The organism is uncultured Cellulomonas sp. (genome assembly GCF_947494015.1).
Classification (GTDB): Bacteria; Actinomycetota; Actinomycetes; order Actinomycetales; family Cellulomonadaceae; genus Pengzhenrongella.
This window is the reverse complement of sequence record NZ_CANLTL010000003.1, coordinates 110,539-128,304: the sequence shown is the minus strand read 5'-3', so window position 1 is coordinate 128,304 and position 17,766 is coordinate 110,539. Positions and strand designations below refer to the sequence as shown.

The following is a 17,766-nucleotide window of genomic DNA, read 5'->3' as shown; positions in this document are numbered from 1 at the left end:
CGGCGGCCCGGTGGGCCGGTGGGCCGGTGGGCCGGTGGCGACGGTCAGCTGCGCCGCAGCAGCGCGAGGACCGCGGCCGCGCCCATGGGCCGACGGACGCCTGGACGAACGCCTCCGCGCTGGCGGGCCGGCCGAACAGGGTGCGCAGGACGACCCGCAGCGGGGTGACGACCGCGCCCGGCGGCATCAGCCACAGCAGGGGCCGGGCCGGCGTCACCATCCACGAGCGGCACCGGCCAGGCGTCGTAGCAGACGCCGTTGACGACGCCCGGCCCGCGGACGCGGTGCGGGCTCGTGGTGACGAGGATCTGCGCGATGCCTCCGCCCAGGTCGTGCCCCACCACGACTGCGTCCGGACGCTCGACGGCGTCCAGCACTCCGAGCAGGTACGACACCGGGGACGCGAGGTCGACGTCCCCTCCGTCGGGCCGGTCCGAGGCGCCGTACCCGAGCAGGTCCACGGCCACGACGCGCGCGTGCGGCCGGGGCCGGCCCGACGTCGCACCACAGGCGGTGGTTCGTCGGGATGCCGTGACGAGCAGGACCGTGGGACCGGGTTCCCGGCCCAGTCAGACATCGAGCCGGCGCCCACCGATGTCGACCCGCTCGGTGCGACCCAGGGGCAGCTCCATGACCCGATCCTCACCGGGCTCCCCGGCGCGCGCGCACCGGACCGCGCCCGCGTCGGCCCTGCCGGTCGTCTCACGGAGCGACGCCCGCGCTGCGGGACGGCGCTTTCCGGGTTAGCGTCCCGCATGCTCGTGAGCACGTTCACCGCCGTCTGGCGCCGGCTGTCCCCCGAGACCCGCGACCGTCTGGTCCGTGACCCCGCGCGGCGCCTGGAGGCCGACGACGTCGACGACCTGGCGCGCGCGGGCGCCCGCGAGGCCCACGCCGTGTGGTTCGACTCCCGCCCCGGCCGCCCCCGGCAGTGGGCGACGTCGTGGGAGTTCCGCCGCTTCCTGGAGCGGGTCCAGGACGACGAGCCGGTCGGCAGCACCGCCCTGCGGCGCCGGCGCGAGTACCGCTGACGGCGCTGCGCGCCCCGTCCGGCCGCCGCGACGTGCGGCCCGACGTCGGGCACGGCCGCGGCCGGCGCACGTCGGCGGGCGCCCGCGCCCCCGGCGTCAGCTGACCGAGATCTCCAGCACCGGGGCGTCCACCGGCACCTCGACGTGCGGCAGCGTCACCGAGCGCGCACCGCCGGCGATCGCGTCGACGGTGCGGGAGCGCACCGGCTCCAGCAGCACACCCCGGCGCCGGCAGAGCCAGTGGTCCAGCTCGGCCTCCACCTCGTGACGGGGCTGCCCCGCCATCACCGCGGCGACGATGTCGACCGCCATCTGCGCCTTCGTCGGCTGCCATCCCGTCATGCCCGCGAGTCTGCGCGACCACCGTGGCCGCGCAGGGAACGGCCCGCGAACAGTGGGCGAACCGATCCGTGCCGCGTCGGTGCCGACCGGTCGACGGTCGGCTGCCGTCCCACGACCGCGCCGAGCCACCCGCCTCGTGGCCGCGTCGCCGCGTCGCCGCGTCGCCGTGCCGGGCGAGCAAGCCACGGGACCGAGCGCTCCGAACCTCTCGCGGATGACGCCGCGCCCGCCGCACCGATCGAGAGGAACGACCATGCCCGACCACGCCGGACCACCGGGCACCGCCACGACGGGTGCCGCACCCGGTGACGGGTCCACCGGGTCGCGTCCCGCGCCGCGCCGCTGGGCGGTCGCGCTGTCCGGGCTGCTGGCCACGGCCGTCGCGCTGGCCGTCACCGAGCTGGGCGCCGGCGCGGTGCCCGGCGCACGGTCCCTGGTCCTGGCGGTCGGGGACGCGGTCGTCGACTCCGTCCCCGGCTGGCTCGAGCGCGCGGCGATCGCCACGCTCGGGACGGCCGACAAGCCGGTGCTCATCGGTACCGTCCTGCTCGTCTGCGCAGTCCTGGGCGCCGTGGTCGGGCTGCTCGGGCGTCGGCACCGCACGGCCGCGTGCCTGGCGATCGCGGCCGTCGCCGCCGTCGGGGTGGTGGCGTCCTTCGCCGACGGTCGCACGAATCCGCTGCTCGCCGTCGTCGTCGGCGGGTTGGGGGCCGCCGCGGGCATCGCCACGCTGCTGGTGCTGCTGCGCGCCGCACCGCACACCGCCGACACCCATGCCGACGCCGACGCCGCACCGGCCACCCGAGCGGGCTCGGCCGGCACGCCCGACGCCGGTACCGGCGAGGCGCGCGGGGTCCAGCGTCGCCCGTTCCTGCAGCTCGTCGTCGTGGCGGCGGCGGTCGCGGCCGCCGGTGCGACCGCCGGACGGTGGCTGACGTCGCCCGACCGCGTGGAGCAGATCCGCGCCGCGCTGCGACTGCCCGCGCCGGCGCAGCCCGCGCCGCCGGTCCCGGCCGACGCCGACCTGGGCATCGCCGGGCTGACGCCGCTGTTCGTGCCGAACGAGGACTTCTACCGGATCGACACCGCGCTGACGATCCCCCAGGTCGACTCCACGACGTGGTCCCTGAGCATCGGCGGGATGGTGGACCGGCCGTACCGCCTCACCTACGCCGAGCTCCTGGCGATGCCGCACCTGGAGGCGGACATCACCCTCGCGTGCGTGTCGAACCAGGTCGGCGGGCAGCTGGTCGGCAACGCGCGCTGGCAGGGTGTCCCGCTGCGCGCGCTGCTCGACCGGGCCGGGATCCAGCGCGGCGCCACCCAGCTGCTCGGCCGGTCGGTCGACGGGTTCACCGCCGGCTTCCCGGTCCGGACCGCGCTGGACGTCGAGGACGCCATGGTGGCCGTGGCGATGAACGGCGAGCCGCTGCCCGCTCGGCACGGGTTCCCGGCGCGTCTCGTGGTGCCGGGACTGTACGGCTACGTCTCGGCGACGAAGTGGCTCACCGCCATCGACCTGACGACCTTCGAGGACGAGGCCGGCTACTGGATCCCGCGCGGCTGGGCACGTGAGGGGCCGGTCAAGACCCAGTCGCGCATCGACGTGCCGCGGGCGACGGCGCCGCTCAGCCCGGGCCGGCAGCCCATCGCGGGGGTGGCGTGGGCGCCGACCCGCGGCATCGAGCAGGTCGAGGTCCGCGTCGACGACGGCCCGTGGCAGAGCGCGCGCCTGGCCGCCGCCCTGGACGTCGACACCTGGCGCCAGTGGGTCCTGGAGTGGGACGCCACCCCGGGCCGGCACACGCTCAGCGTGCGCGCGAGCGACGGCACCGGCGAGACGCAGACCGACCAGCGCACCCCGGTCGCGCCCGACGGCGCCGCCGGCCGGCACACCATCCAGGTGGTCGTGGCCGAGGCGTGACGCCCGGGTGCCGGGTCAGCGCGGCGTCGCTAAGGTCAACCTCGGCCCTGCTGACCGTCAAGGAGGAGTAACGATGAAGAGCATGTACCCGCGGCTCGGCATCGCGCTGGGCGTGAGCCTGCTGGTGATGTTCTGCCTGAGCCTGGCCCAGACACGCCGGTGGGACCACTTCTACTTCAACATCAGCAACTTCTACCTGAGCCTGATGATGGTCGGCGCGATGGGCGTCGTGATGCTGCTGGTCATGCGACCCATGTACACGAACAAGCGCCTCAACGCCGGCCTGCTGGTCACCTTCGCCGCGACGCTCGTGACCGCGTTCGTCCTCGGCCGCACCGAGACCTTCGTGGGCGACGAGGCGTTCCTGCACTCCATGATCCCGCACCACTCCCGGGCCATCCTGGTCTGCCAGGAGGCGTCACTGACCGATCCGGAGATCATCGAGCTGTGCGACGGCATCATCGAGACGCAGCGCGAGGAGATCGCCGAGATGCAGCGCATCCTCGAGGAGTACTGACAGCACCGCGGGACCGGGGTCCCGTCCACGGCGTCCGCGGCACGCCCCACCAGCCCCGCGCCCGGCCGAGGAGGCGGTGTCCCGCGCGTGCTGCGCCAGGCCCCGGGCACCGCCCGGAGCCGTCAGCCGACCAACCGGTCCCGCGCCACGCTGAGCTGGACGGCGTCCTGAGTCACCGCGGCGATCTCGTCGCTCGCCGCGTACCGGTCGCCGGAGAAGACCCCACCGGCGTCGATCCGCACGAATCCCAGCCGCACCAGACGCTCCTGCTCCTGCTCGGGCAGCCCGCCACCCCCGACGAAGGCGTCCGCCACGGCCCCGACCAGCCCGCTGCTGCGTCCCATGCCCTGACCCTCCGTCGTCGCGGACCCGGGATCGGACATGCGGACCTGCGAGACCGTGCCGACCTCGTCGCCGGCCGAGTCCACGACCCGCATCCCTTCGCGGACGTCGCGGATCGGCTCCCCGCCACCGGTCGCACCCAGCATGATGACCTCCACGGTGCTCGGAACCCGGACGGCACGCCACCACGGCCATCCGCTCGTCAGCCAGTCGAACCCCGGTCAACACCTGGGCGCCGCTGGCGCAAGCCGCCCGACCGGCCCGTGCTCACCGCTGGTCAGTGGGAGCCGCTGCGCGCGGTGGCCCGCGCCCGCCGGGCGACGCGCCGCCACCAGCGCCCGTCCGCACGTCGCGCCGCCTCCTCGGCCCGAACCCGCTCCTGCTCGGCCGACCGGGCGATCGCCTGCGCCACCCGGGCCTCCCGACGCGCGCGCCACCGGTCGACCTCGGCCGCGACGTCGCGCAGCGGTGTCACCACGGGCGGCCCGCCGCGCAGCTGACGTCGCGCCGCGATGATGCGGGCGTTGAACTCCTCGAGGGCCTCGCGGACCGCCTCGGGCCCGTGCTGACGGTCGAGCACCCCGTCGAGCGCGGCGTCGTCCTTGCGCAGCTGGAGCGCCTCGGGCAGCACGCCGGTGATCTGCTCCCGCTCGATGAGCGACTTGAGCCACCAGTCGGGGTCGTAGCGGCCACCGATACCCGGGATCGGCTTGCCGGCCAGCGGCAGGTCGTCCCACTCCCCCCGGGCCATCGCCTGCCGGACCAGCTCGTCGGCGAACGCGGCCCGCGCAGCCATCCCTCGGGGTCGCGGACCCGACGCAACCGGGTCGTCCGCCGGCTCGGGCCGCGCGCGCGGCCCGGCGTCCCGTGCGCGTCCGTCACCCGGACCACCGACGTCGGAGTCCTCGTCGAGCCGCTCCAGCCGGTACTGCGCCGCCCGCCGGTGCGGGTCCTGCTCGCCCATCGTGACCCCCGTGCGCGGTCTGGTCGGCATGTCGCGGCCGGTGTGCTCGACCGCCGCCCCCACCGTACGGCGCCCCCGCTCCGCCCACCCGGCGCGTCGCCGTGTTGCCGGAACGGCACGCGGGCTTGGCGACACACGGTCGGACGGTCCACGCTGACGCCGTGACCGAGCACCTGGACCTCACCCCCGACGCCGCCGAGTGGGACGAGCGCTACGGCGACGCCCCGATCTGGAGCGGTGAGCCGAACGGCGCCCTCGTCGCCGAGGTCGCCGGCTTCCCCGCGGGCCGCGCCCTGGACGTCGGCTGCGGCGAGGGGGCCGACGCCGTGTGGCTCGCGCGGCAGGGTTGGCGGGTGACTGCCCTGGACGTGTCTCGTGTGGCGCTGGACCGCGCCGCCGGCCACGCCCGGGACGCCGGCGTGCCGGTCACCTGGGTCCACGCCGGGCTGGTCGAGGCGGACCTGCCGGCCGGCGCCTTCGACCTCGTCTCGGCGCAGTACGCCGTCCTGCGCAGGACGCCCGGTCAGGTCGCCGAGCGCACCCTGGCCGGCCTCGTCGCCCCCGGCGGCACGCTGCTGGTCGTGCACCACGCGGTCGACCACGACTACGCCCACGACCACGACCACGCCCACGGCGGCGCCGACGACCACTCCGGCGACCACGCGCGCGACGGCGGCTTCGACCCCGCTCTGTACGCCCTGCCCGCCGACGTCGCCGCCGTGCTGGGCACCGACTGGCAGATCGAGGTCGACGAACGGCGTCCGCGCTCGGTCACCGGGGGCGGCGGCGCGCACCACGTGCAGGACCTCGTGCTGCGGGCCCGGCGGCGGTGAGCGAGGTGACCGGCGGCAGCCGGGCATAGTTCGCGACCCGGCCGCGTTGGGACGGGCGCAGGTACCCCCCGGGGGTACATCGCCGCGACGCACCGGGAGCACGCATGGACCACTCGACGCACCGCACCACATCCGCCGGGCGCCCCACCGGCCGGGCGCTGACCCGGCTCGCGATCTCGGCGACGCTGCACTGCCTCACCGGCTGCGCCATCGGTGAGGTGCTCGGCATGGTCATCGGGACGGCGCTCGGCTGGTCCAGCGTCCCCACCATCGTGCTGGCCGTCGCCTTGGCCTTCGTCTTCGGCTACTCGTTCACGATCGTGCCGGTGCTGCGGTCCGGTCTGCCGCTGCGGGCGGCCGTCCCGGTCGCCCTGGCTGCCGACACGGTGTCCATCGCGGTGATGGAGGCGGTCGACAACGCGATCGTGCTCGCGGTGCCGGGCGCGATGGACGCCCACCTCGACAGCCCGCTGTTCTGGGGCGCGCTCGCCGTGGCGCTCGCCGTCGCCTTCGTCGTCACCGTGCCCGTCAACCGCTGGCTGATCGGCCGCGGCAAGGGCCACGCCGTCGTCCACGCGTACCACTGACGGACGTCGTCCCACCTGGCACACCCCAGCTCGCCCGCACCGCACACGAGGAGGACCGACATGACGCTGCGGACCCTGCCGCTGACCGACGTGAGCACGACCACGGGCGCCGGCTGCGGCTGCTGCTCGCCGAGCGGCACCACGACGCCCGCCCCCCACGCACCGACGGCCGCGACCGGCGTCGTGACGGCCTACGGCATCGCCGGCATGACGTGCGGGCACTGCGTCGCGGCGGTCGGCCGCGGCATCGGCGCGCTGGACGGCGTGACCGGGGTCGAGACCGCCCTCGTGGCCGGTGGCGTGTCGACGGTCACCGTCACCTCCCGGGCACCGGTGGACGACGCCGCGGTCGCCGACGCGGTCGTCGGCGCCGGGTACCGGCTCACCGGTCGCCTGCCGTAGCGCGGCGGGAGGACCCGCGACGACCGCGGGTCCTCCCGCCACCCGCGTCGGTCCGCACCGCACCCGCCGCTCGTCACACCACCGACGTCATCCCGCCGTCGACGAAGATGTTCTGGCCGGAGACGAACTGGGACGCGGCGGACGCGAGGAAGACCAGCGCCCCGACCAGCTCCTCGACGTCGCCCCAGCGGCCCGCCGGCGTGCGTGCCCGGACCCAGCCGTCGAACTCCGGGTCCTCCCACAGCGCGCGGTTCATCTCGCTGGCGAAGTACCCCGGCGAGATGGCGTTGACCTGGATGTTGTCCTGCGCCAGGTCTGCGGCCATGCCCTTGGTGAGCATGACGAGGCCGCCCTTGGTCGCCGAGTACGGGGCGATCGTGGCGCGGGCCAGCATCGACTGCACGGACCCGATGTTGACCACCTTCCCCGAGCCCCGCTCCGCCATCCGGCGCGTGACCGGCTGGGAGACGTAGAACGCGCTCGAGAGGTTCGTCGCGACGACCCGGTCCCAGTCGTCCCCGGGGAAGTCGTTGATCGGCGCGCGGTGCTGCACCCCGGCGTTGTTCACCAGGATGTCCGGGACGCCGACCTCGGCCATGAACCCCTCCAGGGCCTCGGCGGCCGCGACGCGGTCCGTGACGTCGAAGGCCAGCGTGTGCACCACGCGACCGGTCTCGTCGGCGACGGCGGCCTGCTCGGCAGCCAGCAGCCCGGCGTCCCGACCGTGCAGGACGACGTCGGCACCGGCCCGGGCCAGCCCGCGCGCCAGGGCGTTGCCGATCCCGCGGGTGGACCCGGTGACCAGCGCGAGCCGCCCGTCGAGGGAGAAGAGCTCTGCGGACATGTCGTCACACCTTCGTCGTCGTCGGCGGCGGCCCCGGGCCGGACGGTCGTCCGGCCGCGCGGGAACGGGGATCGGGAGGAACGCGGGGAACGCGGGGAACGCGGGGAACGGGGGGAACGGGGAGAAACTATCCGCGGGGCCGGCACGCGACAACGCGCCGCCACGCAGGTGGCACGCCCCGGTCGTCCGACTCAGGAGGCAGCACATGCGAGCAGTCGTCGTCCACGGGGCCCAGGACGTGCGCGTGGAGGAGCGCGCGCCGGTACCGCCGGGCCCGGGCGAGGTCCAGGTCCGGATCGCCTACGCCGGCGTGTGCGGGTCGGACCTGTCCTACGTCCACAAGGGCCGGGTCGGCAGCTTCGTGGTGCGCGAGCCGCTGGTGGTGGGCCACGAGGTCGTCGGGACGGTGCTGGCGGACGGCCGGGGCGCCGACCACCCGGACGCGCTGCCGGCCGGCACGCCGGTCACGATCCATCCCGCCACCCCCGGCACACCGCGGCCCGGCATCGAGCACCGCCCGAGCATCTGGCCCGGCGGCCGCTACCTGGGCTCGGCCGCGACCGACCCGCACACCCAGGGGGCCATGAGCGACCTGTTCACGGCGCGCGCCGACCAGGTTCGCGTGCTGCCGCCGGAGCTACCGCTCGAGCGTGCGGTGCTCGCCGAGCCGCTGGGCGTCGCGCTGCACGCCGTCCGCCGCGCCGGCGGCGTGCAGGGGCGGACGGTGCTGGTCAGCGGCGCGGGTCCGGTCGGGCTGCTGGCGGCGGGAGCTGCCGTCGCCCTCGGCGCCCGGTCGGTGACCGTCAGCGACCTGCTGCCCGAGCCGTTGGCGCTGGCCCGGACGCTCGGGGCCCAGCACACCGTCGCCATCGGGGACCAGGCGGTGCCGGTCGAGGCGTTCGACGTCGTGCTCGAGTGCTCGGGGGCGCCCCAGGCGCTCACCCAGGCGGTGCGGTCCGCGGTCCGCGGCGGCGTCGTCGTCCAGGTCGGCATCCTGCCCGGGGAGCCCGCCCCGGTCGCTCTCGCCGACCTGGTCACCCGCGAGATCGACCTGCGGGGCGCGTTCCGCTTCGACGACGAGATCGACGACGCGGTGCGCCTGCTGGCCGCGACCCCGGCGCTCGGCGCCGTGGTGACGCACGTGCTGGACGCCGACGACGCCGTGGCTGCCTTCGCGCTGGCCTCCGACGCGCGCGCCTCGAGCAAGGTCGTCCTGCGGTTCGGTCCGCCGCCGACCGACGGCGCCCGCACGGACCCGGACGCCTAGGGGCGAGCGCCGCCGCAGCCGGACACCGGGCGGCGGCGCTCGTCCCCGTCAGCGCTGCGGCTCGGCCGACCGGTCCCCGGCGCCCGTCCCGTCGGCGCGGCCGTCGACGTCGACCTCGACCACCTCGCGGGCGACGTCGTCGCTGAGCTCGGCCTCACCGGTGACGCGGTCGACGTACACCCGGACCACCTCGCGCGGCACCGTCCGCGTCGTCACGACCGGCTCCTCCTCGCTGAGCGTCACGGTCAGCACCGGAGCCGCGCCGTCGCGACCGTCCGCACCCGACGTCCCCGCGGACTCCTCCGCGGCCGTCCCGGCACCGGCCGAGCGCTCGACGTACAGCTCCTCGCGGCGCACGGTCACGGTGACCGTCCGCTCCTCGGTGACGACCCGCTTGCCGATGCGGACGGTCTCGGTCACGTGGGACTCGGTCGCGGCGAGGAGTCGCTCCTCGGAGCGGACGACCTCGGCGGTCGACGCGGTGCTGTCCTCGCGGTCGGTCATCGCAGGCCGTCCCGGTGCGTGCGGGGGCTGGCGGCGCTACGGGGCATCGTGGTCTCCTTCGTCAGCCCGGCGCCCGGACGGGGGGTCGCGACGCGCCGGACGCCGGCGCGGACGCGACGCGCCCGCCGGAGCCGGTGCACCCGGCCCCTCGGCGAGTCTCGCCGGGGTGCACCCGGACCGCATCCGGGCGGCCGGCGCCGCTCGGCGTCGGCGACCCGGCTGCTCGCTCAAGTCCGGCCGCGGGGTGCCGATCCAGGAGAGGATCAGGTGGCGCCGGCGGTGGACACCGCGGCTGATGGAGGAGAGCTCATGACGGCGGGTATCGACGAGGTGCTCGCGCACGGCCAGGTGCGCAGCGTGTTCCAGCCGATCGTCGACCTGGACTCGGGCGCCGTCGTCGCGTACGAGGCCCTCGCGCGCGGTCCGCAGGGACCGCTCGAGCGGCCCGACCTGCTGTTCGCCGCTGCGCGTGCGGCGGGACGCCTGCGCGAGCTGGACGAGCTGTGCCGCCGCACCGCCCTGCGGACCGCGATCACCGCGGGCGTGCTGTCGCCCCTGACGCTGTTCGTCAACGTGGAGCCGGAGATCCTCGACACGGCCCCGCTCGAGGAGCTGCTCGCGATCAGCGCCGCGGCGCCGCGCGACCTGCAGGTGGTCCTGGAGATCACCGAGCGGGCCATCGCCGCCCGGCCCGCCGAGCTGCTGGCGACGGTGCAGCGCCTGCGCGCGGCCGGCTGGCGCATCGCCCTGGACGACGTCGGCGCGGACGACCTGTCGCTCGCGTTCATGCCGCTGCTGCGCCCGGACATCGTCAAGTTGGACCTGCGCCTGGTGCAGCAGCGGCCCGGTCCCGAGCTCGCCGAGATCATGAACGCCGTCAACGCCGAGGCGGAGCGGTCCGGGACCGTGGTGCTGGCCGAGGGCATCGAGCACGAGGAGCACCTGAGCATGGCGCTGGCGCTGGGCGCGCGGCTGGGTCAGGGGTGGCTGTTCGGCCGGCCCAGCGAGCGGCTCGCTCCGGGCCTGCCGACCGCGGCGCTGCAGCTGCGCACGCCGCCGGTCGTGCACGAGCACGTCTCGCCGTTCGCGTGCCTGCCCGAGGGCACGCCGCTGCGCCGGTCGAAGAAGGCGCTGCTCATCGAGGTCAGCAAGCACCTGGAGCGGGAGGCCATGCGGCTGGGCTCCACCTGCACCGTCGTGGCGACCTTCCAGGAGGCACGGCACTTCACCCCGGCCACGGCGCACCGGTACCGCGAGCTCGTCGACCGGGTCGGCTTCGTCGCGGCGATCGGCGAGGGCCTGCCGAGCGAGCCCGTGGCCGGCGTCCGCGGGGCCGACCTCGCCGCCGACGACGCCGTCCGCGGCGAGTGGGACGTCGCCGTGCTCGCCCCGCACTTCGCGGCGGCCCTGCTGGCGCGCGACCTGGGCGACACCGGGCCGGACCGCGAGCGCATGTTCGAGTTCGCCCTCACCTACGACCGGGAGGTCGTGGCGGATGCCGCGCAGTCGCTGATGTCCCGGGTGCTCCCCCAGGACGCGCTCCGCCTCGTCGTGCCCGACGCCGCCGCGGCCACCGGTCCGGGCACCGCGCCGGCCGAGGTGGTCGACGCGCTCACGCGCGCTCAGGTCGGGGGCTCCGAGCGCACCCTGCGCCGGGCGCTGGCCGCCACGGTCAACGGGGTCACGATCAGCGACGTCACCCGGCCCGAGCAGCCGCTGGTCTACGTCAACACCGCCTTCGAGCGGCTCGCGGGCCTGCGCGCCGAGGACGCCCTCGGCCGCAACTGCCGCTTCCTGCAGGGACCCGACACCGACCCGGCCGCCGTCGCCCAGCTGCGCGACGCGATCGTGGCGGGCCGCGAGGCGCGGGTGCGCGTGCTGAACTACCGCGGCCCCGAGCGCACGCCCTGGTGGAACGAGATCTACGTCGCGCCCGTGTTCGACGACGACGGTCGGCTCATCCAGTACATCGGCGTGCAGAACGACGTCACCGAGCAGGTCCGGACCGAGGAGCGTCTGGGCGCGGAGCGCGAGCGGGCCCAGACCTACCTGCGCGAGGTCGAGCGGCTCGCGTTCCACGACCCGCTCACCGGGCTGCTCAACCGGCGTCGCCTCGCCGAGATGCTCGACGCCACCGTGCTGCAGGCCCAGGTCGCCGGCACGGGGGCGGCCGTGCTCTACCTCGACCTGGACGGCTTCAAGCAGGTCAACGACCAGCACGGGCACGCGGTCGGGGACGAGCTGCTCCTGACCATCGCCGAGCGCCTGGAGAGCCGGCTGCGGCGCGGTGACCTGGTCGCCCGGCTGGGCGGCGACGAATTCCTGGTGATCCTGCCGGCCGTGGACCGGACCGACGGGCGCACCGAGGGCGACCTGGTCGCCGGTCAGCTCGCGGAGGTCCTCGCCGAGCCGGTCACCACCGCGGGCGGCACGGTGGGTGTGCAGGTGTCGATCGGCGTCAGCACCTACCCCGCGGACGGCTCGGACTTCGACCGGCTGCTGCATGCGGCCGACGAGCGCATGTACGCCGCCAAGTCGCGCCACCGGGCACCCGTCGGGCGCTGACCCGGCGGCGGCCGGGCGACGGCCTACGGGGCCTGCCCGGGACGACGAACAGGGCCTGACCAGCACATGTGTGCTGGTCAGGCCCTGTGGTGTGCTCCCTCGACTGGACTCGAACCAGTAACCGTCCGATTAACAGTCGGATGCTCTGCCAATTGAGCTACGAGGGATCGCGAGAAGAAACTGTAGCAGGACTACAGCGGCAGTCCCGCCGCCTCGCGGACCCGTGCCTCGGCGGCGTCCACCCGGCGGGCGACGTCCGGGTCGGCCAGGTCCACCCCGCCGTCGCCGATCACCTGGGTGAGCAGTTCCCCGTCCTCGTCGCGGCGCAGGGCGACGCGGACGCGCCGGCCGTCGCGCAGGGTCACCGGCTCGCTGTGGACCACCGACGACTGCACCCGCTCGCGCAGCACCTCGGGCAGGCCGCGCGGCTCGTCGTGGGCCAGGTGCAGGTCGTCCCTGCTGCCGTCCACCCACATGACGGACAGGGTCCTGGTCCCGGGGTCGAGCGCCGCCCGGTCGACGTCGGACCACGGACGCCGCCGCACCGGCGCCCCGTCCGTCGCCAGGTGCAACGCCCGCCGGGTGGCCACCGCCCAGCCGTCGGTGAGCTGGGCGGACGCGATCACCGCGTCGCCGGCGGGCACGTCGAGCCCGGCCCGGACGGCGGTGGGCAGGCGGGGACGGCGGCGCAGCGACGGCATCCGCCCACGGTATCGCCGGGTCCGGTCGTGCGCGGGGCCCACCGGCCGCTGGGGGTGGCTGCGCGCCCGTTCCGTGACTGCGGAGGGCTGCGGGCGGTGCCGGGTGTCGCCTCGACGAAGGCCGGGGCATGTGCTCGGATCGGACCATGACCGACGCCGATCGCCCTGCCCCTGACGCCGCCGCACCGGACGGGACCGCACCCGGCCCGGGCGCACCCGACCCGGCCGCACCGGGACCGGCGGCCGGGGTCGCGATCGGTGCGTGGTCGACGCTCGGCACGCCGGCCGCCGCGTCGGTCCTGGCCGGGCTGGGGGCCGACTGGTTGCTGCTGGACGCCCAGCACGGCCTGTACGACGACCGGGCGGTGGTGGAGTCCCTCGCCGTCCTGGCCGGCCCGGGGCGCCCCGGGCGCACGTCGCCGGTCCTGGTCCGGGTGCCGGCGCTCGACTCCGCCTGGATCGGGCGCGCACTCGACGCGGGCGCGACCGGTGTGCTGGTGCCACTCGTCCAGGACGAGCACGAGGCCGCAGCGGCCGCCCGCGCGTGCCGGTACCCACCGGCCGGCGGCCGCAGCTGGGGCGGGTGGGGCGCCGTGTGGGGCCTCGACGTGCCCGGCACCGAGGACGCGAACCGCGAGGTGATGTGCGCGGTCATGGTCGAGACACCGTCCGCACTGGACCGCGTCGAGGCGATCGCCGGCACCCCTGGCGTCGACATGGTGTTCGTCGGCCCCTTCGACCTGTCGATCGCACTGGGCACCGACCACGCGAGCCTGCTCGCCGACCGCTCCCCCGACGGACCGCTGGCCCGCGTGATCCGGGCGTGCCGGGCGGCCGGCGTGCACGCCGGCGCCTACGCCGGGACCCTCGAAGCCGCCCGGGCCCTGCGCGAGCACGGGTTCTCGTGGATCGCGACCGTGACCGACGCGGGCCTGCTGGCGTCCGCCGGCGCGGACCTGGTCCGCGACGCGCGCGGCGACGGCTAGACGCCGGGCGCGGGCCCCGCGCCCGGGTGCGCCGGGCGGGTGAGCGCCGTCAGACCTGCCCGCGCAGCGCTCGCCGCCGACCCTCCAACGCGATGAGCTCGGCGAACGCGGCCGTGTAGGCGTCGGGCTCCCGGTCGGCGTCCATCCGCTGCAGCCGGCCGCGGGCAGCGGCGATCTCCCGGGTCACGCCCATGTCGATCAGCGCGGCGACGACCCCGCGCACGTACGTCTCGACGGCGGCCGGGCGGTCCTCCGGCAGCGGCATCACGGCGAGCTCGGTGATCAGCGGCACGACGGCGGCGCCGGCCTCCTCGCTGACCTGCTCGACCCAGGCCGCGGCGGCCGTCGGGCCGCTCGCGACCTGCCGGGCGGCCGCCATCCCGCCGGCCGCACGGATCGCCTCGTGCACGGCGCGGAACGCGGGCACCGCGAACGCGTCCGGGGCGAGCAGGTCGAAGTCCTCGGGCACCAGCAGCGGCTGCTGCAGGGCCACCTCGAGCGCCTGCCGCTCGAGGTTCGCGACCGGGTCGCGCCGGTCGGGGGACGGCAGCGACGCCGGGGCGCGTGCCGGGGCACCCGGTCGCCGGCCGGCGTCGTCGGGCCCGCCGCGTCCGCCCCCGTGCCCGGGCGGGCCGGCCTGGCGTGCGACGTCGTCCGGCCGGCCACGGCGGGCGCCGTCCTGGCCCGGCTGACGCCGGCCGGCGCCGGCGGGGCCACCGGGGCCACCGGGCGCCCGGTCCCCCGTCCGGCCCGCGGCGGCCACCTCGTCCCGGACGGACGCCGCGTCCATGCCGAGCCAGCCGGCGAGCATGCGCGCGTACTCCGGGCGCAGCGCGGCGTCACGGATGCCGGCGACCACGGGCGCCGCCGCGCGCAGCGCCCCGACCCGCCCCTCGGCGGTCTCGAGGTCGTGCGCGGCGAGCGTGGTCCTGATGACGAACTCGAACAGCGGCTGCCGGCTCGCGACCAGCGCCCGCACCGCGTCGGGACCCTTGCGCTGGCGCAGGTCGCACGGGTCCATCCCGCTGGGCTCGACGGCGACGAACGTCTGCGCGGAGAACGACTGGTCCTCCCCGAACGCCCGCATCGCGGCCTTCTGCCCGGCGGCGTCGCCGTCGAAGGTGAAGATGATCTCGCCGCCCACCGACGTGCCCGAGGCGAGCTGCACGCCCCCCGCCCCGGCGGAGTCCCCCAGCAGCCGACGCACCACCCGGGCGTGCTCGGACCCGAACGCGGTGCCGCAGGTCGCCACCGCCGTGGGCACGCCGGACAGGTGCGCGGCCATGACGTCGGTGTAGCCCTCGACGACCACGACCTGACGGGCCTTGGCGATCTCCCGCTTGGCGAGGTCGAGCCCGTACAGCACCTGGGACTTCTTGTAGAGCGCGGTCTCGGGGGTGTTGAGGTACTTCGGCCCGCCGTCGTCCTCGAACAGCTTGCGCGCCCCGAAGCCCACGACGTCGCCGGTCACCTCGCGGATCGGCCACACCAGCCGACCGCGGAACCGGTCGTAGACGCCGCGGTTGCCCTGGCTCATCAGGCCGGACGCGACCAGCTCGGCCTCGGTGAACCCGCGACCGCGCAGGTGGCGCAGCAGCGAGTCCCAGCCCTGAGGTGCGAACCCGACCCCGAAGTGCTCGGCGTGGGAGCGGTCGAACCCGCGCTCGGCCAGGAAGCCGCGACCCGCGGCGGCCGCGGGCGTGGTCAGCTGCTCCGCGTAGAACTGCGCCGCGGCGGCGTGCGCCTCGATCAGCCGTCGCCGGGTCCCGACGTCGGGACCGCTGCGGACGCCGCTGCCCTCCTCGTAGCGCAGCTGGATGCCGACCCGCGCGGCGAGGTACTCGACCGACTCGGCGAACGCGAGGCCGTCGATCCGCTGCACGAACGAGATGACGTCGCCGCCCTCGCCGCAGCCGAAGCAGTGCCACCGGCCGACCTGCGGTCGCACGTGGAAGGACGGCGACCGCTCGTCGTGGAACGGGCACAGCCCCTTCATGGAGCCGACACCCGCGGACTTCAGCGTGACGTGCTCACCGACGACGTCCTCGATCCGGGCACGCTCGCGGACCGCGTCCACGTCCTCCCGCCGGATCAGCCCTGCCACGGTCGCAGAGTCTAGGTCTCGCCACCCACGCCCCCACGCCACTCCACCCATCCCCCACCGGCCCAGTGCGACGTTCCGGACCCCTCACGACGCGCGAACGGCTCGCAACGTCGCACTCGACCCGCCAGCACAGCCCAGTGCGACGTTCCGGACCCCTCACGACGCGCGAACGGCTCGCAACGTCGCACTCGACGCGCCAGCACAGCCCAGTGCGACGTTCCGGACCCCTCACGACGCGCGAACGGCTCGCAACGTCGCACTCGACCCGCCAGCACAGCCCAGTGCGACGTTCCGGACCACTCACGACACGCGAACGGCTCGCAACGTCGCACTCGACGCGCCAGCACAGCCCAGTGCGACGTTCCGGACCGCTCACGGCACGCGAACGGTCCACAACGGTGCACTCGACCGCTCGGGGGTCGCGCGCGGGGGCGCACCGACGGCCGGGGTCAGTGCCGCGGGGGGTGCACCAGCCGGGCGTGCCAGCCCACGGCGCTGACGTCGGTCAGCGAGGCGACCTGGTCCACGACGACGCGCAGCCGGGCGGCGTCGTCGGCGGCCGCGGCCCAGTCGGCGGCGAACGGCGGCTCGAGCGCGGCCGGCCCGCGGTCGCCGATCACCCGGACGAGGTCGATCAGGACCTCGCGCTGCCGTCCGTACAGCGGCTCCTGCTCGCGCGGCGCCATGACGTAGGTCACCGCCAGACCCTTGAGGACCAGGATCTCCGCGACCGTCTCGGGCGGCACCACCAGGGAGGCGGCGTACCGGGTCAGCGGCCCGTCCCCGTACCGCTCGCGGGTCGCGGCCTGCGCGGCACCGGCGAACCGGCCGATGAGCTGGCTGGTGGCGTCCTTGAGCACCGCGAGCGCGCCCCGGGAGCCGTCGAAGCCGGCCCCCCACAGCCGCGCCTCGACGAGCCGGTCCATCGCGGCGAGCAGCTCCTCGGTGGTGGCCGTGTACCCGTACCAGCCGTGCACGGAGGCCACGACGCGGGACCGCTCGTCGGGTCGGGTGAGCACCGCGAGGTCCAGCCGCCCGCCGACGACGGCGTCCTCCACGTCGTGCACCGAGTAGGAGATGTCGTCGGCGAGGTCCATCACCTGCGCCTCCAGGCACTTGGCCCCGGGCGGTGCGCCGTCGCGCAGCCAGCTGAAGACCTCGACGTCGTCGCCGTAGACGCCGAACTTGTGCGTCCCGCGCCCGCCGACGTCGGCCGGGCCCTTGCCCGCCGCCCACGGGTACTTCACCGACGCGTCCAGGCTCGCCCGGGTGAGGTTGAGACCCACCGCGCGTCCGGACGGGTCCACGACCTTCGGCTCCAGCCGGGTCAGCAGGCGCAGCGTCTGCGCGTTGCCCTCGAACCCCCCGATATGAGCGCTGACCTCGGCGAGCGCGCGCTCGCCGTTGTGACCGAAGGGCGGGTGCCCGAGGTCGTGCGCGAGGCACGCGGTGTCGACGACGTCGGGGTCGCAGCCCAGCGCCTTGCCGATCTCCCGGCCGACCTGGGCGACCTCGAGCGTGTGGGTCAGCCGGGTGCGCACGAAGTCGTCGCTGCCCGGGCCGAGGACCTGGGTCTTGGCCCCGAGCCGTCGCAGGGCTGAGGAGTGCACGAGGCGGGCCCGGTCGCGCTCGAAGGGTGTGCGCGCTCGCGACTTGGGCTGCTCGGTGACCCAGCGGGCGCGGTCCGCGGCGGTGTACGCGAGCTCGACCGGGACCCCCGCGCGGTGGTCGGGGCTCGGCGTGGACACGCCCGCAACCCTAACCACCGCCGCGCAGGGTGCGCTGGGCACCACGGGCAGGTGGCGCTGCGCAGCCCGCCGCGCCACCCGTACCCTGGACGGCGGCCCCCCGGC

The 17,766-nt window shown here is 75.8% G+C and carries 18 protein-coding genes and 1 tRNA gene; 9 read left to right on the top strand and 10 right to left on the bottom strand.

Going from position 1 to position 17,766, the window contains the following annotated elements; all coding sequences use genetic code 11:
* Nucleotides 1–44: 44 nt before the first annotated feature.
* Nucleotides 45–542 carry an alpha/beta fold hydrolase gene (locus tag Q0840_RS04235; protein ID WP_298457217.1) on the bottom strand — a complete coding sequence of 166 codons (498 nt, stop codon included), beginning with the start codon at nt 540–542 and terminating at the stop codon, nt 45–47.
* A gap of 213 nt (nt 543–755) precedes the next feature.
* On the opposite strand from Q0840_RS04235, the gene Q0840_RS04230 reads away from it, so the two are divergent.
* Complete coding sequence (locus tag Q0840_RS04230) at nt 756–1,031, top strand: hypothetical protein (RefSeq protein WP_298456785.1); 276 nt, start codon at nt 756–758, stop codon at nt 1,029–1,031.
* Between the two features lie 96 nt (nt 1,032–1,127).
* Here the strand turns inward: Q0840_RS04230 and Q0840_RS04225 are convergent, their stop codons facing one another.
* A complete protein-coding gene (locus Q0840_RS04225) occupies nt 1,128–1,373 on the bottom strand; it encodes a hypothetical protein (RefSeq protein ID WP_298456783.1) in 246 nt (81 codons plus the stop codon).
* Nucleotides 1,374–1,626: 253 nt separating this feature from the next.
* Here Q0840_RS04225 and Q0840_RS04220 point away from each other — a divergent pair, with 253 nt between their 5' ends.
* Together Q0840_RS04220 and Q0840_RS04215 are read left to right on the top strand one after the other, a co-directional pair.
* Nucleotides 1,627–3,297: a molybdopterin-dependent oxidoreductase gene (locus tag Q0840_RS04220; RefSeq protein WP_298456781.1), complete on the top strand. Its 1,671-nt coding sequence runs from the start codon at nt 1,627–1,629 to the stop codon at nt 3,295–3,297.
* A gap of 73 nt (nt 3,298–3,370) precedes the next feature.
* Nucleotides 3,371–3,814, top strand: coding sequence for a DUF305 domain-containing protein (locus tag Q0840_RS04215; RefSeq protein WP_298456779.1), 444 nt, complete (start codon nt 3,371–3,373; stop codon nt 3,812–3,814).
* A gap of 122 nt (nt 3,815–3,936) precedes the next feature.
* Here the strand turns inward: Q0840_RS04215 and Q0840_RS04210 are convergent, their stop codons facing one another.
* Both Q0840_RS04210 and Q0840_RS04205 read right to left on the bottom strand, forming a co-directional pair.
* Nucleotides 3,937–4,302 carry a hypothetical protein gene (locus tag Q0840_RS04210; RefSeq protein WP_298456777.1) on the bottom strand — a complete coding sequence of 122 codons (366 nt, stop codon included), beginning with the start codon at nt 4,300–4,302 and terminating at the stop codon, nt 3,937–3,939.
* Between the two features lie 131 nt (nt 4,303–4,433).
* Nucleotides 4,434–5,150 carry a DUF1992 domain-containing protein gene (locus Q0840_RS04205; RefSeq protein ID WP_298456775.1) on the bottom strand — a complete coding sequence of 239 codons (717 nt, stop codon included), beginning with the start codon at nt 5,148–5,150 and terminating at the stop codon, nt 4,434–4,436.
* A gap of 131 nt (nt 5,151–5,281) precedes the next feature.
* On the opposite strand from Q0840_RS04205, the gene Q0840_RS04200 reads away from it, so the two are divergent.
* From Q0840_RS04200 to Q0840_RS04190, 3 genes are all read left to right on the top strand, one after another.
* Nucleotides 5,282–5,953 (top strand): bifunctional 2-polyprenyl-6-hydroxyphenol methylase/3-demethylubiquinol 3-O-methyltransferase UbiG, encoded by a 672-nt coding sequence (locus Q0840_RS04200; protein WP_298456772.1) that lies wholly within the window; start codon nt 5,282–5,284, stop codon nt 5,951–5,953.
* Between the two features lie 104 nt (nt 5,954–6,057).
* Nucleotides 6,058–6,540, top strand: a complete 483-nt coding sequence (locus Q0840_RS04195; RefSeq protein ID WP_298456771.1) for a DUF4396 domain-containing protein — start codon at nt 6,058–6,060, stop codon at nt 6,538–6,540.
* A 60-nt stretch (nt 6,541–6,600) separates the two neighbouring features.
* The gene (locus Q0840_RS04190; RefSeq protein WP_298456769.1) at nt 6,601–6,942 is read left to right on the top strand and encodes a cation transporter; all 342 of its coding nucleotides are present in this window, start codon (nt 6,601–6,603) and stop codon (nt 6,940–6,942) included.
* A 73-nt stretch (nt 6,943–7,015) separates the two neighbouring features.
* On the opposite strand, the gene Q0840_RS04185 is transcribed toward Q0840_RS04190, so the two are convergent.
* Nucleotides 7,016–7,786 carry an SDR family oxidoreductase gene (locus Q0840_RS04185; RefSeq protein WP_298456767.1) on the bottom strand — a complete coding sequence of 257 codons (771 nt, stop codon included), beginning with the start codon at nt 7,784–7,786 and terminating at the stop codon, nt 7,016–7,018.
* Nucleotides 7,787–7,991: 205 nt separating this feature from the next.
* Here Q0840_RS04185 and Q0840_RS04180 point away from each other — a divergent pair, with 205 nt between their 5' ends.
* On the top strand, nt 7,992–9,053 hold the full coding sequence (locus Q0840_RS04180; RefSeq protein ID WP_298456765.1) for a zinc-binding dehydrogenase: 1,062 nt from the start codon (nt 7,992–7,994) through the stop codon (nt 9,051–9,053).
* Between the two features lie 48 nt (nt 9,054–9,101).
* On the opposite strand, the gene Q0840_RS04175 is transcribed toward Q0840_RS04180, so the two are convergent.
* Nucleotides 9,102–9,557 (bottom strand): YsnF/AvaK domain-containing protein, encoded by a 456-nt coding sequence (locus Q0840_RS04175; RefSeq protein ID WP_298456763.1) that lies wholly within the window; start codon nt 9,555–9,557, stop codon nt 9,102–9,104.
* A gap of 309 nt (nt 9,558–9,866) precedes the next feature.
* On the opposite strand from Q0840_RS04175, the gene Q0840_RS04170 reads away from it, so the two are divergent.
* Nucleotides 9,867–12,122, top strand: coding sequence for a diguanylate cyclase domain-containing protein (locus tag Q0840_RS04170; RefSeq protein WP_298456762.1), 2,256 nt, complete (start codon nt 9,867–9,869; stop codon nt 12,120–12,122).
* A gap of 94 nt (nt 12,123–12,216) precedes the next feature.
* Here Q0840_RS04170 and Q0840_RS04165 read toward each other — a convergent pair.
* Together Q0840_RS04165 and Q0840_RS04160 are read right to left on the bottom strand one after the other, a co-directional pair.
* A tRNA-Asn gene (locus Q0840_RS04165) sits at nt 12,217–12,289 on the bottom strand.
* Nucleotides 12,290–12,313: 24 nt separating this feature from the next.
* Nucleotides 12,314–12,823, bottom strand: coding sequence for a hypothetical protein (locus Q0840_RS04160; protein ID WP_298456761.1), 510 nt, complete (start codon nt 12,821–12,823; stop codon nt 12,314–12,316).
* A 146-nt stretch (nt 12,824–12,969) separates the two neighbouring features.
* Here Q0840_RS04160 and Q0840_RS04155 point away from each other — a divergent pair, with 146 nt between their 5' ends.
* Nucleotides 12,970–13,809, top strand: coding sequence for an HpcH/HpaI aldolase/citrate lyase family protein (locus tag Q0840_RS04155; RefSeq protein WP_298456760.1), 840 nt, complete (start codon nt 12,970–12,972; stop codon nt 13,807–13,809).
* A gap of 49 nt (nt 13,810–13,858) precedes the next feature.
* On the opposite strand, the gene dnaG is transcribed toward Q0840_RS04155, so the two are convergent.
* Together dnaG and Q0840_RS04145 are read right to left on the bottom strand one after the other, a co-directional pair.
* A complete protein-coding gene (gene dnaG / locus Q0840_RS04150; protein WP_298456759.1) occupies nt 13,859–15,913 on the bottom strand; it encodes a DNA primase in 2,055 nt (684 codons plus the stop codon).
* A 449-nt stretch (nt 15,914–16,362) separates the two neighbouring features.
* On the bottom strand, nt 16,363–17,661 hold the full coding sequence (locus tag Q0840_RS04145; protein ID WP_298456757.1) for a deoxyguanosinetriphosphate triphosphohydrolase: 1,299 nt from the start codon (nt 17,659–17,661) through the stop codon (nt 16,363–16,365).
* Nucleotides 17,662–17,766 lie beyond the last annotated feature (105 nt).

Bases quoted from the DNA above. Each gene is read 5' to 3' on its own strand.
- Q0840_RS04230 (WP_298456785.1), top strand. From the start codon at position 756: ATGCTCGTGAGCACGTTCACCGCCGTCTGGCGCCGGCTGTCCCCCGAG.
- Q0840_RS04225 (WP_298456783.1), bottom strand. From the start codon at position 1,373: ATGACGGGATGGCAGCCGACGAAGGCGCAGATGGCGGTCGACATCGTC.
- Q0840_RS04220 (WP_298456781.1), top strand. From the start codon at position 1,627: ATGCCCGACCACGCCGGACCACCGGGCACCGCCACGACGGGTGCCGCA.
- Q0840_RS04215 (WP_298456779.1), top strand. From the start codon at position 3,371: ATGAAGAGCATGTACCCGCGGCTCGGCATCGCGCTGGGCGTGAGCCTG.
- Q0840_RS04210 (WP_298456777.1), bottom strand. From the start codon at position 4,302: ATGCTGGGTGCGACCGGTGGCGGGGAGCCGATCCGCGACGTCCGCGAA.
- Q0840_RS04205 (WP_298456775.1), bottom strand. From the start codon at position 5,150: ATGCCGACCAGACCGCGCACGGGGGTCACGATGGGCGAGCAGGACCCG.
- Q0840_RS04195 (WP_298456771.1), top strand. From the start codon at position 6,058: ATGGACCACTCGACGCACCGCACCACATCCGCCGGGCGCCCCACCGGC.
- Q0840_RS04190 (WP_298456769.1), top strand. From the start codon at position 6,601: ATGACGCTGCGGACCCTGCCGCTGACCGACGTGAGCACGACCACGGGC.
- Q0840_RS04185 (WP_298456767.1), bottom strand. From the start codon at position 7,786: ATGTCCGCAGAGCTCTTCTCCCTCGACGGGCGGCTCGCGCTGGTCACC.
- Q0840_RS04180 (WP_298456765.1), top strand. From the start codon at position 7,992: ATGCGAGCAGTCGTCGTCCACGGGGCCCAGGACGTGCGCGTGGAGGAG.
- Q0840_RS04175 (WP_298456763.1), bottom strand. From the start codon at position 9,557: ATGACCGACCGCGAGGACAGCACCGCGTCGACCGCCGAGGTCGTCCGC.
- Q0840_RS04170 (WP_298456762.1), top strand. From the start codon at position 9,867: ATGACGGCGGGTATCGACGAGGTGCTCGCGCACGGCCAGGTGCGCAGC.
- Q0840_RS04160 (WP_298456761.1), bottom strand. From the start codon at position 12,823: ATGCCGTCGCTGCGCCGCCGTCCCCGCCTGCCCACCGCCGTCCGGGCC.
- Q0840_RS04155 (WP_298456760.1), top strand. From the start codon at position 12,970: ATGACCGACGCCGATCGCCCTGCCCCTGACGCCGCCGCACCGGACGGG.